This is a genomic window from Pseudoalteromonas sp. P1-11 (assembly GCF_001399995.1).
In the GTDB taxonomy this organism is placed as follows: Bacteria; Pseudomonadota; Gammaproteobacteria; order Enterobacterales; family Alteromonadaceae; genus Pseudoalteromonas; species Pseudoalteromonas atlantica.
The window spans coordinates 1-16,628 of sequence record NZ_LJSP01000016.1; the positions used below are offsets into that span (position 1 = coordinate 1).

At 41.2% G+C, this 16,628-nt stretch carries 11 protein-coding genes and 1 pseudogene; 5 read left to right on the top strand and 7 right to left on the bottom strand.

The features are described from left to right. Nucleotides 1–417 precede the first annotated feature (417 nt). Nucleotides 418–1,720: pseudogene (locus AN390_RS17800) on the top strand (M20/M25/M40 family metallo-hydrolase). A 15-nt stretch (nt 1,721–1,735) separates the two neighbouring features. Here the strand turns inward: AN390_RS17800 and AN390_RS17805 are convergent. Next, nucleotides 1,736–2,635, bottom strand: a complete 900-nt coding sequence (locus AN390_RS17805; RefSeq protein ID WP_029774178.1) for a LysR family transcriptional regulator ArgP — start codon at nt 2,633–2,635, stop codon at nt 1,736–1,738. A 105-nt stretch (nt 2,636–2,740) separates the two neighbouring features. Between AN390_RS17805 and AN390_RS17810 the strand changes: the two genes are divergently transcribed. Continuing rightward, nucleotides 2,741–3,343, top strand: coding sequence for a LysE/ArgO family amino acid transporter (locus AN390_RS17810; protein ID WP_024032917.1), 603 nt, complete (start codon nt 2,741–2,743; stop codon nt 3,341–3,343). A gap of 59 nt (nt 3,344–3,402) precedes the next feature. Here AN390_RS17810 and AN390_RS17815 read toward each other — a convergent pair whose 3' ends face one another. From AN390_RS17815 to AN390_RS17825, 3 genes are all read right to left on the bottom strand, one after another. Next, nucleotides 3,403–4,200 carry a response regulator gene (locus AN390_RS17815; protein ID WP_004587007.1) on the bottom strand — a complete coding sequence of 266 codons (798 nt, stop codon included), beginning with the start codon at nt 4,198–4,200 and terminating at the stop codon, nt 3,403–3,405. 121 nt (nt 4,201–4,321) lie between these two features. Continuing rightward, nucleotides 4,322–5,038 (bottom strand): Sir2 family NAD-dependent protein deacetylase, encoded by a 717-nt coding sequence (locus AN390_RS17820; RefSeq protein ID WP_055255590.1) that lies wholly within the window; start codon nt 5,036–5,038, stop codon nt 4,322–4,324. Further along, nucleotides 5,035–6,051 (bottom strand): kelch repeat-containing protein, encoded by a 1,017-nt coding sequence (locus AN390_RS17825; protein ID WP_055255591.1) that lies wholly within the window; start codon nt 6,049–6,051, stop codon nt 5,035–5,037. Before AN390_RS17825 ends, AN390_RS17820 begins: the two co-directional genes overlap by 4 nt. A 425-nt stretch (nt 6,052–6,476) precedes the next feature. On the opposite strand from AN390_RS17825, the gene AN390_RS17830 reads away from it, so the two are divergent. Genes AN390_RS17830 through AN390_RS17840 form a run of 3 tightly spaced genes read left to right on the top strand, consistent with a single transcriptional unit; the run spans nt 6,477 to nt 11,116 of the window. Next, on the top strand, nt 6,477–8,537 hold the full coding sequence (locus AN390_RS17830) for a TonB-dependent siderophore receptor (protein ID WP_055255592.1): 2,061 nt from the start codon (nt 6,477–6,479) through the stop codon (nt 8,535–8,537). Between the two features lie 8 nt (nt 8,538–8,545). After that, nucleotides 8,546–9,079 carry a YfiR family protein gene (locus AN390_RS17835; protein ID WP_095206797.1) on the top strand — a complete coding sequence of 178 codons (534 nt, stop codon included), beginning with the start codon at nt 8,546–8,548 and terminating at the stop codon, nt 9,077–9,079. Between the two features lie 3 nt (nt 9,080–9,082). Next, complete coding sequence (locus AN390_RS17840; RefSeq protein ID WP_055255593.1) at nt 9,083–11,116, top strand: bifunctional diguanylate cyclase/phosphodiesterase; 2,034 nt, start codon at nt 9,083–9,085, stop codon at nt 11,114–11,116. Nucleotide 11,117: 1 nt separating this feature from the next. Here AN390_RS17840 and AN390_RS17845 read toward each other — a convergent pair whose 3' ends face one another. From AN390_RS17845 to AN390_RS17855, 3 genes are all read right to left on the bottom strand, one after another. Further along, entirely contained in the window at nt 11,118–11,753 is a 636-nt protein-coding gene (locus tag AN390_RS17845; RefSeq protein WP_055255594.1) for an isoprenylcysteine carboxylmethyltransferase family protein, read from the bottom strand. 98 nt (nt 11,754–11,851) lie between these two features. Continuing rightward, a complete protein-coding gene (locus AN390_RS17850; protein WP_055255595.1) occupies nt 11,852–14,779 on the bottom strand; it encodes a TonB-dependent receptor in 2,928 nt (975 codons plus the stop codon). A 469-nt stretch (nt 14,780–15,248) separates the two neighbouring features. Next, a complete protein-coding gene (locus tag AN390_RS17855; RefSeq protein ID WP_055255596.1) occupies nt 15,249–16,574 on the bottom strand; it encodes a PAS domain-containing methyl-accepting chemotaxis protein in 1,326 nt (441 codons plus the stop codon). Between the last annotated feature and the right edge of the window lie 54 nt (nt 16,575–16,628).

Consider the following 16,628-nt stretch of genomic DNA (forward strand, 5'->3'; position numbering starts at 1 on the left):
TGAAAAATGAGCTGATTTCTTATTCTCCGATACGCATAACATTTTAGTCTACGACATTTGTCGTTTTACAAACCGACAAATGTCCATATATTACAGTGATTTTATCCTAGCTATAAAATAAACACCTGTAAACAAATAGTTAGCTTCGCCTTAGCTTTCTTAAATGCAGCAAAACCCCAAAATGGTGGAGATCAGTAATATCAGACAAATCGTTGTTTAGTTATACCGGTTGGTTATTAATTAACAAATCATATTTTAAATACCTGAGTTTAAACCAGTAACGCATACCCCTTTAACCCTTAACCATGCAACTCGTTACTGCTTATAAAATTAGTTAAAAATCACAATCTACTTCTATTGAACCCTTTGTATTTTTACTTCATATTAGCTGAACTATTTCTCAATTATTAGGCTGTTATGTCAGTTTTAAAGTTTAGCCATGCACTTATTCTCACACTTGCAAGTACCCTTTCGCTTACAAGCCATGCGGCGCTTAATAAAAACGAGCGTGAAATAGTAAAACAAGTTGAGCAAAACATGCCGCAAGCGCTTAAAGAAATAGAACAAGCGGTAAACATTAATAGCGGCTCACTAAATATTGAAGGCGTAAAAAAGGTAGGCGCGCTGGCAAGCGAGCAACTAAAAGCGATTGGTTTTAAGGTTGAGTGGTTAGATGGCAGTGCGTTTAACCGCGCAGGGCATGTATTAGCAACCCATGAGAGTAATGATCCCGATGCAATAAAAATACTGATGATCGGCCATCTTGATACCGTGTTTGCTAAACACGATAACTTTACTACCTATAAACAAATTGATGAACACACCGCCAGAGGCCCAGGTGTAGCCGACATGAAAGGTGGTAACACTATTATAATTACCGCACTTAAAAGCCTGCAAGCGCTCAATTTACTTGAAAACGTAAGCGTAAAAGTGCTGCTTACCGGCGATGAAGAAAGCAGCGGCCGCCCACTTAGTTTATCTAAAAAGGCGATTGTTGATGGCGCAATTTGGGCTGACGTAGCGCTAGGTTTTGAGAACGGCGATAACAATATTAAAACCGCGATGGCGGCGCGCCGTGGCTATACCGGCTGGACGTTAAATGTAACGGCCAATGCTGCACATTCATCACAAATATTTAGTGACAATGTGGGCTATGGCGCTATTTACGAGGCGTCGCGTATTTTAAATGACTTTAGAGAGCAACTAGCTACACAACCTAATTTAACCTTTAACCCCGGGCTTATTGTAGGCGGTACAAATGCCGATTACGACAGCGCTAACTCGTCAGCCACGGCGTTTGGTAAAAGTAACGTAATTGCGCAAACCGTGCATGTAGCGGGTGATTTACGGGCGCTTTCGCCAAAGCAGGTAGAAGGCGCTAAAAAAGTGATGCAGCAAATAGTGGCTAAAAGCTTAAATGGCAGCCAAGCTGAGCTTATTTTTGAAGACGGCTACCCACCAATGGGGCTCACCGAGGGTAATAAAAAGCTGCTTGCACTGTATAGCCAAGCAAGCCTATAACAAAGTGGAGGCTGCAAACCCACGTAATGCCGGTGCTGCTGATATTTCGTTTGCTGCAAACCATGTTGATATGGCGCTTGATGGACTAGGCCTAATGGGCAATGGCGCACACACTAAAAACGAAACCGCCGATTTAACCTCACTTAATAAAAACACCGCTAAAACAGCACTGCTTATTTACAGATTAGGGCAGTTATAAACGCAGGCTTAGCCTTTATGGGCTAATAGGCTCTAACCGTTTGCCTGCTACTTGCAATGCAAACTTACGCAACGTTTTAAGCTGCGGGCTTTCGGTTTGCCAATAGTGCCAGTACAAAGGTGTATCAATATAATATTCTGGGAATAAATCGACTAACTCGCCTTTTATCAGCGAATCTCCTAGCTGTAATGTAGGTAATAGCCCATAACCTAGGCCTGCTATCATGGCTTGTTTAAATCCCTCTGACGAAGGGTAAATATGGGTAAACAGTGGGGCTGAGCCATTAATATCTTCTAAAAACTGGTGTTGTAGCTTGTCATACTCACTAAATACCAAGCACGGTAAATGCGCTAATTGCGAAAGCTCAGTAAGCTTATGTTGTTTTATAAAATCGGGGCTTGCAATGGCTTTGTAGCGTATGGCGCCAAGTGGGCTAACTAGGCCGCCATTAACGGGCTCGGGGGATGAGCTAATACACACCATAACCTCGCCGTCTTTCATTCTTTTATGGGCAATGGATTGATCTTCGCTAATGACTTCAAAGCGTAATTTGCACGCTAGCTCTGTATCTAATACGGCGAGTGCTTCGGGCAGCCAGGTGGCAAGCGAATCCGCATTAGCAGCAAGCTTTACGCTAAGCGGGGTGTTTAAATCTGTGTGCTCGTTAAGTGCCTCTACATTAAGGGCCACTTCTAGCTGTAATACTTGCTGTAAATGGTTAAGTAAACGTTTACCAAGTGCCGTGGGCGTTGGCGGCTGGGTTCTTATTAATACGGGTTCGCCTAGTTTGGCTTCTAGCTGATGAATACGCCTGCTCACCGCCGATTGGGTAATAAATAATTTTTTTGAGGCCTTTTCAAATCCGCCTTCACTTATAACGGCACTAAGCGCATTGAGTAACTGGTAATCAATCATGAGTTTTACGCATATAACAATAAATATATTCATTGGATTTGTAACAGAATACCCCCTACCCTGCAAGGCATTGGGTAACTGGTTTTATTTGAGTGGATTAGAAGTATGTCGTTTTTGTCGGGTGTGATGTTAGGGCTGAGTTTAATTATTGCCATTGGGGCGCAAAATATTTGGATTTTAAGCCAATGTATGGCGGGCGCTAACCGTTTTGTTTTAGCTGCGGTTTGTATACTTTGCGACGCCACGCTAATTATTGTAGGTGTATTTGCCGCTAATGAGTTAAAGCTATGGCTGCCGGGGTTATTACCGTGGTTAACGTGGGGCGGTATAGCTATGTTACTTTACTTAGCATTTGGCTCTGCGCGCAGTGCAATTAAAGGCACATCAGGGTTAAAAGTAACTCAGGTAATAAAAGTGAGCTGGTGGAAAACGGCCCTTGCGGCCTTTGCTATAAGCTTACTAAATCCACATGTTTATTTAGACACCGTATTACTACTTGGCAGCATTGGCGCATTACAACCCGCGCCTATGCACTTTGCTATTGGTGCTTGTGTGGCCTCTGTTATTTGGTTTAGTAGCTTAGTGTTGTTTGCGCCAAAATTAAAAAAGGTTTTAAGCTCCCCATTTAGATGGCGCGTATTTGATAGCTGTATTGCGGTTATTTTATGTTTTGTGGCGTTTCAGTTATATAACGTGCCAAGCCAATAAGCCAAAACAGCGGTAGTTATGTATTTAACTACCGCTGTTGTTAGCCATTTTTTAAAAGACTAAGACATTATTTTATAAAGTAATTCTCGCACTGTGGCCGGTTCAAACGGTTTATCGCAAATGGCATCAACTCCTGCTTGCGCAATATTAGCTAGGTGAGTGTCGTTTGCCTCTGAGCTCACCATTAAAATAGGAATATGCGAGTAAGCATTTGAGCCACGTACAGTTTCGGTTAGTTCGCGACCATCCATTTCTGGCATGTTGTAATCGGTAACGATTAAATCGAACGATTGCTCACTAAGGTGCGCTATGGCTTCTTTTCCGTTTTCGGCTTCTACCGGTTCGGGGATCCCCATGCCAGCAAGCACGCGTATTATGTGTTTACGAGCAAAGCGGCTGTCGTCTACTACAAGTACGCGAAGTAGCGTTACATCAAAATGATCAAGATCTACTTCTTCTTCGCTTATTATATCGAGAGTTGCTTTGAGTGCGCGAGTAATGGCTTTTGCGCTAAAAGGCTTAGGTAAAATAGCCAACACACCCGACTGGCGTAGTTGCTCAAGGTACTTTTTATTACGCTCGCTCGATATAAGCATAAAAGGTTGATGTTCAGTGGCGGGGTTAAGTCTTATTTTTTGCAATAATGAGTCGGCTGTGCCGTCTGATAAGTACATCGAGCTTATTACTAGGTCTGGGTGGTAACTTTCAAGTAACGATAAAACCTGCGCTTGAGTAGCCGCAGTTTCTACTTGTTTAACACCACTTTCTGCAAGCGATTTTATTATTATTTTTTGCTGAACTTCTGAAGGCTCTACAAGTAAAATGGACAAGTTTGCTATTGCAGTTAGGTCGCTCATTCAAGTCTCTTTAGTATTGTTATAATAAGGATAATAATAACATTGTTGACTCGTTAATATTATATAAAGAGATTGTAATATTTAAGAAAACATTAGCAATCTCTTTAAAATATAGCACTTTCTAATTAGATTGAATGTATTCTAATGCATTCATTTTTTTGTACGTTACATTGCTGTGCATTATGTGAACAGGGTTAGGGTCTACCACTTCTACAGGTATGTCGTAATTACGGGCGATTTCTAATGCCATTTGGGTAATATTTACACTAAACGAGGTGCCCATAAATACAATCTTATCGGCGTTGAGCATACGCTGTTGTGCTTCGGTTATTCTGTAAAGCTCAGTGTAAAATTCATCGAACAACAACACAAAAGGCTTAAATGAATGATTAAGCTCAGGTGTTTGGTTTTGAATGTTAAATAGCTCAAAAAGAGACTCATGCAGGCGGCTTTCATCTACACTATCCCATGGAGTCATAAGCGGTTTAACGGCTTCGGCTTGCTCATGAAATAGCGTCATTTGATCGAGCCTGCCGTGTATAGCAATGTAATTTTTGTTACCGGCTTTGCCATCAAGGCCATCTATATTTTGGGTTATTAAGTTTTTATCGCTCAGCCAATGGTGTACTTCATTAGGGCCATGGTTACGATAGGCTGCAAAACGGTTGTAATACCAAGCTAAAAACTCGCGTGGATTATTTTGATACATAGCACGCGTGGCCATTTCCATGGGCGTATAATTTTTACTGCCTATAGTCCAAAAGCCATCTTCGCCTCTAAATGTAGGTATGCCACTGGCAGCGCTTACCCCTGCACCGGTAATATAAAGTGTATTCACTGTGTTACCTCATAACCTGTTACATCGCTTATTACTTGCTGTTGGTTATTCATACCGCCAATACGATATAAAGCCCCATTGTGCTCAAGTAGGCCACGGTGATCCATACTGCCAACAGCTACATTAGGTAATACCTGCCACGTGTTTTGCTTTATATTAAAACGCCACACATGGTTGCTCGACGGAGCGGGCTGTTTATTGTAACCAATACCGTTGTAGTTATAGGGGTTATTAGAGCCGCCCAGCATGTAAATATTGTTATTGTAGCTAGTAGCAGCCATACGGTAATGCGACTCCCCCGTAGGGTGGGGCAAAGTACGCCAATCTATTTTTAGCGGATTGTTGGCATTTATTGTGCCTTTTAAACACTGAGCAACACCTGCAAACGAGCGGCGAGAATCTGGATTTGCTTGGGTTCTAACGCCATCGCAAATAACAATGGTATTACCACTAATAGCAGCCGCTTGGCCAAATACTGGCTCACCTAAAAAAGGCGACGCCTGCTGCCATGTATTGTTTTTAGTATCGTATACCTGTACTAAATTTACGTTGCCATCGTTATGCCAGCCGCTAATAAGGTATATGTAACGCTCTTTGTAGCTTAGCGCTACGCTGTCATCAACCGGTACTGGCATGCTTGCAAGGTGTTTATACGTATTGTTTTTTATATCGAAACGGTACACATCGGGGCTTGAAATTTCAGTATGGTCGCTATCTACCGTGTAGCCACCAAATATATAAGCGTATTCACCTAAGCCAACAGCAGTACTGGCTAAGCGCCCCGTTAATGGCAAACTTGAAGGCACACTCGCTTGTTGCTGCCATGCGCTATCGCCCAGTTTTAGCGAAAATACCTTATTGTGTACATCGCTATGTTGTTTGTTTTTACCAAGCCCCATAAAACTCAAAAAATAGCGTTGGTTTTCAACAGTAACCTTAGCTACGGCATTGTTTGCAACGGGTTCGGGTAAAGCAGGAAGGCTTGCTAGCGCAATAGAAAAAAGAAGGCTCATAAAAACAAATAATATAAAAGTGACTAATACACTTAGGGTAAATTATTTTGCCTGTATGAACCAGCTAACTATAGGTAATTTACCTTATTAATGCGTGTGTTTAGCTGTGCTGCGTTTTACAAACCGTCTAATAATTAATGGTGTAGCCAGCGAGCTAAATTAGATAAGCGTATTTACAAGCAGGCCTAATTTACACGCCTTATTACTTGATTTTGAGGCTTTATTTGTTAATTTTATTTAAAAACTACAAAACTTTAATAATTTAGCGTTAAGTTTTAAAACATCCTTACTACTTAGTAATTTATGCTAGTTAGCCTAATAAAGTGTACTTTTAGCAATATAAAGTATGCTAATATTTTGTTGTAACAAATGTTTTACAAAAATATATCCTGTTTTTGATTTTTGATCCCTGTGGAGAAACCTAGGTGAAAATACCTAAAAAGCTATTGTGCTCACTTATTATTGCCTTACCAATACTTGCTGCAGAACCATTAAACGACGATGACTTAGACCTTGACGCGTTAATGGGAATGGATGTTCAAGCAACTTCTGCAATGAAACGAGCACAATCGGCCTTTAACACCGCCTCTTCTATTTATGTGCTAAGCAAAGAGCAAATTACAAGTTCGGGCGCTACCTCTATTCCTGAGGCATTAAAAATGGTGCCAGGCCTGACCGTAAGACAACTTGATAACAATCAATGGGCTATTTCTGCACGCGGTGTTGCTTCACGGTATTCCAGCAAATTATTAGTAATGATAGACGGGCAAAGCCTATACACCCCCAAATTTGCGGCTGTGTATTGGGAGTCGTTGCATGTGCCTTTATACGATATAGAACGTATTGAGGTTATTCGTGGTCAAGGCGGGTTGTTATGGGGTAATAACGCAAATAACGGCGTGATCAATATCATTACTAAAAATAGCTTAGATACACGCAACACTTACACTAAAGCAATTACAGGTAATCAAATAAATGCCGACATAAGCCTTCGCCATGGTGGTGATATTTCTGATATTGGTAGTTACAGGGGCTACTATAATACTAAAAATACCGCACCTTCTAAAAAAGGCAGCCGCATTAAACCTAATGACTTTACTAAACAGCACGCTGGCGGCTTTAGAGCTGATTTTACGCCAAGCGATGAGTGGTCAATCCTCCTGCAAGGGGATCATACCCACACAGAGCACGGGCAAAACCTTACTGGGGTATTGGATGCGTCTAACCGCAGTCAGCAATTTCCAACTATAGCAGATAGGCGCGATACGCGATTAATGACCCGTGTTGAACATCGCCTTTCAGATAATGCAAACCAAATGCTGCAAATGTCGTGGCTTAAACAACATGGTGAACAACCCTATATAAATGAAGATTTTGAATCGATTGACGTTGATTATCAAATGAACTTTATTACCGGTGCACTCCAGGTAGATTGGGGGCTTAATTATCGATTTAATGATATTTCTTTTCAAGACAGCATTTTTATTAATAGCGATAAAGACCTAGAAGACCTTCATCAATACGGTGCCATGCTGCAAGCGCAATACAGTGTTATTCCAGATACGTTAAACCTCATTGTAGGCACAAAAATAGAGCATAACGATTTAACCGGTTGGGAAAATCAACCCCTTGCCCGCTTTACCTATCAGCCAAATAGCGAGCACCTAGCATGGGGTTCAATTTCACGAAGCGTGCGTATTCCTACACTAATTGAATTTAACGATAACTTTAGAGTAAATGGCCAAAAAATCTCAGACGTAATTGGCATGCAGTCGGGTATTGCTGAAATAGATCAATACCATATAGCTACATTTTTAAATGGTAACGATAACGTAAAAGCCGAAAATTATATCTCGTACGAGCTAGGCTACCGTATATCAAAGGCGGAGTGGTCTTTAGATGTTTCTGCATTTAATACGCAAGCGGATGATGTGGCCGTAATTAGTTTAAACCCTCATGTAGAACAATTTATACCTGCATTAAACTTTTACTTAGCCGGGGAAGTATCGCAAGCATTTGCGGCGCTTCAAACAACAAGCTTAGATTACGACTTTGTTTCGGTAGGTGAAACCACCACAACCGGCGGTGATTTATTGTTCTCGATGCAACTAATGGACGACTTAAGCAGCGAAGTTGGCTACAGCTATACAAAAATAGATTACGACTTACCTAATGCAACGCGCCCTACTATTGGCTACGACTCAGTAAACAGACAATTATTTACTAAACTGAATTACCAATTAAGTGAGCAGCATTCTATTTTTGCCACGCTAAGAGCCGAAAACTCAAGTACTTACAATACAGATAACTACACCGCTGTAGACCTTACATGGAACTGGAAAATAAACAATAACTGGGCCACAGCAGTATCAGGCAAAAATTTATTTGCAGGCTCACACATAGAATACGCCAATACTCGCGAAACATTTACGGTTCCTAATTACATAGACGAGTGTGTCACGTTTTCTGTTAGTGCAACATTTTAAGAGAGCCAATGCTTAAGCCTTTAAATCGATTGCTTTACCTATTTTTTTGCCTTGCGCTTTGTACAAGCTCAAGCGCGTTTGCGGTGCAAAAAGAATATGTGCTTAAAGCAGGCTTTTTATATAACTTTGCCCGCTTAGGGCAATGGCAATCTGCACCCGAAAACGGCTCCGACTTTTTAATTTGTAGCCCCGACAGCCAATTTATAGCAATAGCAAATGCCGCCCTAGAAAACAGAAAAGTACATAAACGCCACTTACGAAATAAACTAACTCCCCTCGAGGCAACTGCACTTGAGGGCTGTGATATAGTATTTATTACTGATAATACCTATAACATGTGGTTAGATGCCCACCCCGCGCTTAATTTAAAAAATACAATGATAGTTGGCGAAACCGATGGCTTTATAGCCGCACAAGGACATATTCGATTTTTTCTTTCAAGTAGTAAGGTGCGCTTTGAAGTTGCCCCAAGCAAGCTTAAAAAGGCAGGCATTACTATGAGCTCAAAAGTGCTGCGCCTAGCACGTGTTGTTGAGGGGTAAATAATGAAAAACTACTTCTCACTCAACTCAATGAGTAAAAAGCTGCTGTTTATTTTAATGAGCGTTGCGCTTATTTCTACCGCTACCGTTACTGCTGTTTTTAGCGCGTATGAGCTAAAAACCGCAAAACAAGAACAAACACAAAGCCTACAATCACTCTCGCAAATATTAGCCCCCAATATTAGTACTGCTTTAATATTTTACGACACCGCCGCAATAAAAGAGCTGATTGAGCCGTTATTAATGCGCTCCGATATTGTATCGGTAGAAGTGATAAACAATTTGAGCCAACAAATTGCAAGCGTAACCTCGCCTAAATACAGCCAAGTAAGCTCAGCCCCGCATACAATAGAAGTAAAAACACCATTAACAATTGACGCTCAACGCTACGGTACGCTGATTGTGCGCGCCGACGACAGTGACCTAAACGACAGAGCCGCTTTTTATGGCCGGTTTATTATTGTATTAATGATTTTTAGCTTTATTTTAAGTTTGCTTGTATCGCTAATGCTCAGAAAACGTTTTTTAAACCCCATTTTATATTTAGCACAAACAGCAGAGCAAATTACCTCATCTAACGACTATAGCTTACGTGCAAAAGAGCTTTCAAAGGATGAAGTGGGTAAACTAACTAGCTGTTTTAATACCATGCTGCAAACTATAGAACAGCGCGATAACCTGCTAGAAAACCAAGTAAAACGAAGAACAAAAGAGCTTGAAAATGCCAATGTTCAGCTGCATCAATATGCCTATCAAGATGGCTTAACCGACCTACCTAACCGCCGTTATTTTTATGAGCACCTGCAACAGCTTGTAAGCACACCTGAACAACCATTTTCTTTGGTATTTATTGATTTAGACGGCTTTAAAGAAGTAAACGATAGCTTAGGCCACGACTTTGGTGATTTATTACTTCACGAAGTGGCTAAGCGACTTCGCCGCTGCTTAAAACAGCAAGACATAGTGGCGCGCTTAGGCGGTGATGAGTTTACTCTAATACTAAAAGGAATAAGCGATACAACAGCGGTTTCGCACATTGCACACGATGTAATGAAAAGCCTGACCCGAACAATAACCATAAAAAACGAACATGTGCAGGTAACCGCGAGTATAGGCGTGGCGTTTTTTCCGCATGACGGCATATCGGTCGAAACCTTAGTTAAACGAGCCGACCAAGCGATGTATTTGTCAAAAAGTAAGGGGCGAAACAGGTTTGAGTTTTTCTCATACGAAATGGAAGAACTGGCGATTGAAAAGCGCCGCCTTATAGAAGAAATACGCATTGGCTTAAATAACAATCAATTTGAACTTTACTATCAGCCAATATGGGACCCCCATTCACGTACGCTAAAAAAAGCAGAAGCGCTGATCCGTTGGAACCACCCAGAGCGAGGCATTATTGGCCCTGTTGAGTTTATCGATATAGCAGAGCAAAATGGCTTGATAAAAGAGCTAGGCGAATGGGTTAAATCGCAAGCTGTTCGCGATGCGGTGCAGTTTAATAAACTAAGCTATACACCGGTGCAAATTAGTGTAAATACCTCGCCTTTAGAAATTGATCGCGACGGTATTTGGGTTACCCAATGGGTAGAGGCGTGCAAACTGTATAATTTGCCACCTCATACAATATTAATTGAGATAACTGAAAACAGCTTAATGGACCCAGATAACGCGATTCAGCATCATTTAAAACGCCTTAATGCACTTGATATAGACATTGCCATTGATGATTTTGGTGTTGGGTACTCATCGCTTGCGTACTTGCAGCAGTTAGACATTGATATACTTAAAATAGATCAATCGTTTATACAAAATATTGAAGCTAATAGCAGCAGTATAGCGCTAATTAAAGCCATAATTACTATGGCGCATAACTTAGGGGTAGAAGTGGTCGCCGAAGGGGTAGAAACCCCAACCCAACAAGCACAATTAATCGCGCTGGGCTGTGATTACATTCAAGGCTACTTATATTCTAAGCCGCTTTCAAAGCAAGATTTTATAAATAGCCATCTGCAAATAAAAGCAACCGTTGAATAACCTACAACCAGCGCGGTACGGTTTGCTTATATTTTAGGTAGTCATTATTAAAACGCGTGACTAAATGCGCTTCTTCAACGGCTATTTGTTTATAAAGCGCATATAAGCCCACAGCAAGGCAAATTAAGCTAAATAAGCTTGGTAATGCTAAAAAGAACCCCAACTGAGCAGTTGCCACGCCAACATACATAGGGTTGCGCGAAAAACTATATAACCCGGTAGTTTTAAGCGTTTGAGGCCCATTTGGGTCTATACCCGAGCGCCAAAGTGACGCCATATGAAAATGAACAACCATACTGAGCACAAAGCCCGCCGTGAGCATAATATTGCCAAACATAACACCCGGCCACCCATTTAAGGTATAAAACATACCTAAGTAGTTATCGGTGGCAGGCACAAACACACGCAGCACACACACAAACCATATAGCAGCTCTAAAAAACTTAAACGCCATATGATTCCACCAGCTAGTACAAAACTTAGCGCCAGGAAAAATAACACCCGCAGGCGTTGAACGATTTTTATAAATAATTCTAACGGTGTAAAACCCCGCCACAAACGTATAAAAAAGCGCTAAATACACACGCGTAAATTCGATTAGCGAAGCAGAATCATCTATAAACGGTTGGTAACTCATTAATTTATTTTCTTCATCCTTTTATAATAATTTCATCATAATGGTCATGCTATTCATTAACAAGGTTAGTGTGCTAAAAACGTATAGTGGGCTTTTATTTAAAAACTATAATTTATACCCGCGTAGTAGCGCCTACCTGAGTAACTTGAACTTAATAAACGCGCTTCGCTATCATCACCTAAACGCGTAACAGTTTCCGATTTAGTTAAGTTAATAACAGAGGCTGTTAAACTTAAGCTATCAGATATATTAATGGCGGCATTTACATCAACTTGCTCGTAAGGGTCTTGGTATACATTTAAACCGCTGTTTAAGCCAAGTACTGTTTCGCCGCGTTTATTGTACGACGCGCGAAGAGTAAAGTACTCGCCTTCGTAATAAGCGGAGGTGTTGTATTGGTATTTAGCGCTTCCAATTAATGGCGATTGGCCAAATTCTTCGCCATTTACACTTACATCGGCTTTATTGGTTTTGTTATAGGTGTAATTAGCATAAAAGCCAAAACCACCTGCAAATGCATGTTGAATAAATACTTCAGCCCCTTTTGATACCGCATCGGTGCCATTGCCCACTGTGCTGTATGGCGCAACGGTAATGAAACCGCTCTCTACTATATTTTCTTTGCCTGCAAACTCTTGCTGCATATCTATTACCAGCGGCACAACAAAGTTATCAACCTTTTTATGAAACAACGCTAACCCCAATGCAGAGCCCTCGGCGTAATAATATTCAATAGATAAATCGGCCTGCACTGATTCAAAAGGTTTTAAATTTTTATTACCGCCACTGCCACTAAAACCTGCAAGTTCGTTGAATGCGGCTCTGTCTTCTGCCCATTCATTTGATACAAACGTAATACGCTGCTGCGAGCCTAAATCGCTGTAATCTGGTCGCGCCATCACTTTAGCAATAGCGCCTCTAATTACTAAATCGTCGGTGGCATCCCACGCTATGTTAAAGCTTGGTAGAATTTGTGTGTCGGTGTTTTTTTGTGTAACCAACTGATAGTCTTCTACAAAACGTGCATCACCAGTTACCGGCTCACCTGTTTCATCATTGGTGTGATCAAGTTGATAAGTATATAAATCGGTAGAAGAGGTTAAGGTTTTAGTTTGTACTACGCGCACACCTAAATTACCTCTTACTTCACTAAATTCAAAATCGCCTTGAATGTAGAACGCTGATATTTTTTCTTCAATATCGTATACAAAGTTATCTTCTATGCGGGTATAAGGCGTGTAGTTGTCGGTTACTAAATCTCGGTATTTATCCCAATCTATGCTGGGCATTTGGTTTATATTAAACCCGCCAACTATATTGGTTTGATTAATAAACACATCCTCGGCAAGGGGCATACCGCCATTCCATTGGTAGCTATCAAATTGCGTTATACCTTGCTCACTCGCTTCACCTGCAGCAATATCAAAGTTAGGATCTAAAAAAAACGTATTGCCGGTCTCGCGGTGTAAGTTAGCATGGCGGTATTTAGCCCCGGTTCTAATCGTTTTTAAAAATCCCCAATCAACATAAAAGTCAACGTCGGCTTGATAATAATCCTCTTCGAGTTCGCTGCGCACAAAGCTTGAATTTGACGAACCAGCATCACGCCCACCGCCTAAGCCACTTTGCAAGTTAGCTAATGTGTTGGGGTCAATACTCAGCGACACATTATTTTCATTTAAAGACCACGCAGCGCTTTGCGATGCGTTTTGAATAACGGTTTCGTTTTCACCGGCGTTTGAGCTTTTATAAGCGGCTTCCCAGCTTTCTTCAGGGCCGCCCTCAGATTGAGTGTTACCAATAACAAAGCGGGCTTTAAAGCTATCGCCTTCATAGGTTAAATTAAAATCGATAGTATCGGAGGTAGACTCTTCTCGTACATAACTGCCACGCATCCACGGAAATTGCATATCGTTTTCAACACCGCTAGCACTGGCATTGTATTGCATACCCGTTGCAATGGTGCCTGTTTCATCCAAGTTTACTGCGGTTAAAAAATCAGGGTTGAGTGACCACTCAGGTATATCAATGACTGATTCAGTTCGGTCTTGCCCGAGTGTAAAGCCAAAGTAGTTAAACCCTAGCTCTAAGCGATTAGTTGGGCGCCATTGTGTACTAAATTGAATACCTTCACGCTCACGTTTTTCATTAAGCACTGAGCCGCGTACAACTTGCGGAAACCACACGCCATCATAACGATTACCGCTGGCATCACTTATCGTATCCCAACCGTTATTGTTATCAACGGCATTACCATTAATATCAGTCGGTTGACCGCCACCAGTGTAACGCCATACATTTGCACCGGTACTGCCTGTTAAAGTGCGATTAGTACGCTCTTGATAGGTATAACCCACCAATACGCCAAAGGTGTCGTCGTCATTTTTCCACGAATATAAGCCACTAAATTGCGGCTCGTACTCTTTTGTCACATCGGCGTAAGTAGATTCAACGTTAAATACACCTGAGTTTGCCTCCATGCTTAAAGGCTTGCGGCTATGCATTAATACTGTGCCGCCCACGCCGTCTTCATCTAAACGCGCTTCTGGCGATTTATACACTTCTACGCTTTCTATCATGGCAGAGGGCAGCAAAGTGTAATCGAACGAGCGTGAAGGCTCCCCAGGTGATGAGGCTATAAAATTGCCATTAAGCTGAGTAAATGTAAGCTCAGATGACAAACCACGAATACTTACCGATGCCCCTTCTCCGCCATCGCGTTCAATAACAACGCCAGGTACTCGCTGCAACGAATCCGCTACATTTTTATCAGGAAATTTGCCAATATCTTCGGCAGTAATTGCATCCACCACAGAGCCAGACATTCGCTTAACATCTAAGTTCTCAGCCATGCTTGAACGTATACCCCGTACTTCAATTACTTCCATATTTTTTTTAAGCAGTGTTTTAGCGTTTTGTGAGGCAGCATCATCAGCTAAGCTAAATGGGCTTGAGGTAATAAGTGATGCACAAAATAAAGATTTATATACTTTAGATAAAGGATAATGACGTAGGCAATTAATCATTTTTTACAGCTATTCCATTTACATTGCTTAGGCTAAGCAAATCAGTGATCCATTAGCGTATTGCAGTACGTAATGGCAAATTGCTGCAAAGTTTACATGGCGAAACTTAATGTATTGTTAACGCCTGGCTTAATTTAGTCTCAACTGTGGTTAAAAATAACTCACACCTCACTATTTAACCTTATTAGGGTTTATGCGCCCGTTTTTAAGCTATTTAATGCTAGCTAAGGTGAAAATAACCCCTTGTTATAAAAATATTACCCACCGCTTTACTTAACCTAAACTCCGGTTAAGAGACTTACTAACAGATTAAATTCCAGTGATAGTTAAATTTATTTTCTCTAGCCAGAGATAGATTTATTATCCACAGTTCAAATTACTTAATATGTGCCGGTACGCATTCTTGTTAAAGCAAAAAACCGCTTTCGCGGTTTTATTTTATGCTTGTTGTTTTAAGGTATTTACTCAATCAGTTATTAGAGTTTAATTGGCTGGTAAATTGGCCTACCGCATTAACCACTTTTTGGGCTCCATCTTGAATTTCTGCCATAACCTCACCCGACTCTTTAGAAAGCGCTAAACCTTGCTCTGCTTTTTCTTTGCCTTGCTCAATAACCGCTACCGTACTTTGGGTTTGTGACTGATTACGCTGTACCACTTCCACAATTTCTTCTGTTGCTTTTGATGTTCTTGACGCTAAATGCCTTACTTCATCAGCAACCACAGCAAACCCGCGCCCTTGCTCTCCTGCACGCGCGGCCTCTATTGCAGCATTGAGTGCAAGTAAGTTGGTTTGCTCGGCAATACTACTTATGCTTTGCACTATGCTGGCTATTTGTTGTGATTGTTGATCCAGCGCCGAAATTTCGTTAGCTGCTTGCTCCATATTTACAGCCAGCTCGTTCATAACAGATACGGTTTCTTGTAATACGCAGCTGCCACGCTCTGCGGTTTTATCTGTTTCTGTAGAGGTGCCATAGGCTATTTCGGCTGCTTGCGAAATAGCAATTTCACGGTTTACTTGCTCAGTAATTACGGTGGCAAATTTCATTACCTTATAAAGCTGATCCGCATCATTCGAAATAGGGTTGTAGGTGGCTTCTAACCAAATTACATTGCCATATTTATCTATACGTTTAAACCTGTCGGCAATAAATTGGCCTTGCCTAAGCTTGCTCCAAAACTGTTGGTATTCAGCCGAATTAGCTTCTTCGGTTTGACAGAATACCCGGTGATGCTGGCCAATTATTTCTGATTCATTGTACCCCATGGCTGACAAAAACTGATCGTTTGCCGTTAATACATGCCCCTGTAAATCAAACTCAATCACAGCCATAGAGCGATAAATCGCTTTTATTGTGTCGCTTTGTTCACGAGAGGTTGTAATGGTTTTAGTAAGTACGGTGCCAAACACCGAAAAATACAATAACTGATTTTGCTCACCCACCACTGGGTGCACAATTAATCTTAGCCACTCTGCATTGCCATCTTGGCGAACAAATTCAATAGCCCCACTCCAGTGGCCTTCTTTTTGGAATGCTTTTTCAAGCTCTTCGTATTCAGGTGATAACCGCGACTGTTCAGCAATAAAATCGCCTAGCTGATTATTTGTTAAATTATCTTCGTTATAACCTAATGCGTTTAAAAAGTTATCGTTAGCATGCGAAATTCGCCCATCATAAAGTACATTAAGTACCAGCATTTCTTTGTAAAGCCCATCCCACACTTGCTCTAAAGGGTACAACTGAGCTTTTAAAGCGGCTATTTCGTTTTGCTTACCTTTTGAAAAAAACATTAATTTCCCTACCAAAAAACACTAAATCAAGTTACTTCCAGTATAGGAGGTATT

What these genes read in the sequence shown, in the direction of transcription:
- AN390_RS17805 (WP_029774178.1), bottom strand. Translation starts at nt 2,635, where the DNA reads ATGATTGATTACCAGTTACTCAATGCGCTTAGTGCCGTTATAAGTGAA.
- AN390_RS17840 (WP_055255593.1), top strand. Translation starts at nt 9,083, where the DNA reads ATGAAAAACTACTTCTCACTCAACTCAATGAGTAAAAAGCTGCTGTTT.
- AN390_RS17815 (WP_004587007.1), bottom strand. Translation starts at nt 4,200, where the DNA reads ATGAGCGACCTAACTGCAATAGCAAACTTGTCCATTTTACTTGTAGAG.
- AN390_RS17835 (WP_095206797.1), top strand. Translation starts at nt 8,546, where the DNA reads ATGCTTAAGCCTTTAAATCGATTGCTTTACCTATTTTTTTGCCTTGCG.
- AN390_RS17850 (WP_055255595.1), bottom strand. Translation starts at nt 14,779, where the DNA reads ATGATTAATTGCCTACGTCATTATCCTTTATCTAAAGTATATAAATCT.
- AN390_RS17845 (WP_055255594.1), bottom strand. Translation starts at nt 11,753, where the DNA reads ATGAGTTACCAACCGTTTATAGATGATTCTGCTTCGCTAATCGAATTT.
- AN390_RS17810 (WP_024032917.1), top strand. Translation starts at nt 2,741, where the DNA reads ATGTCGTTTTTGTCGGGTGTGATGTTAGGGCTGAGTTTAATTATTGCC.
- AN390_RS17855 (WP_055255596.1), bottom strand. Translation starts at nt 16,574, where the DNA reads ATGTTTTTTTCAAAAGGTAAGCAAAACGAAATAGCCGCTTTAAAAGCT.
- AN390_RS17825 (WP_055255591.1), bottom strand. Translation starts at nt 6,051, where the DNA reads ATGAGCCTTCTTTTTTCTATTGCGCTAGCAAGCCTTCCTGCTTTACCC.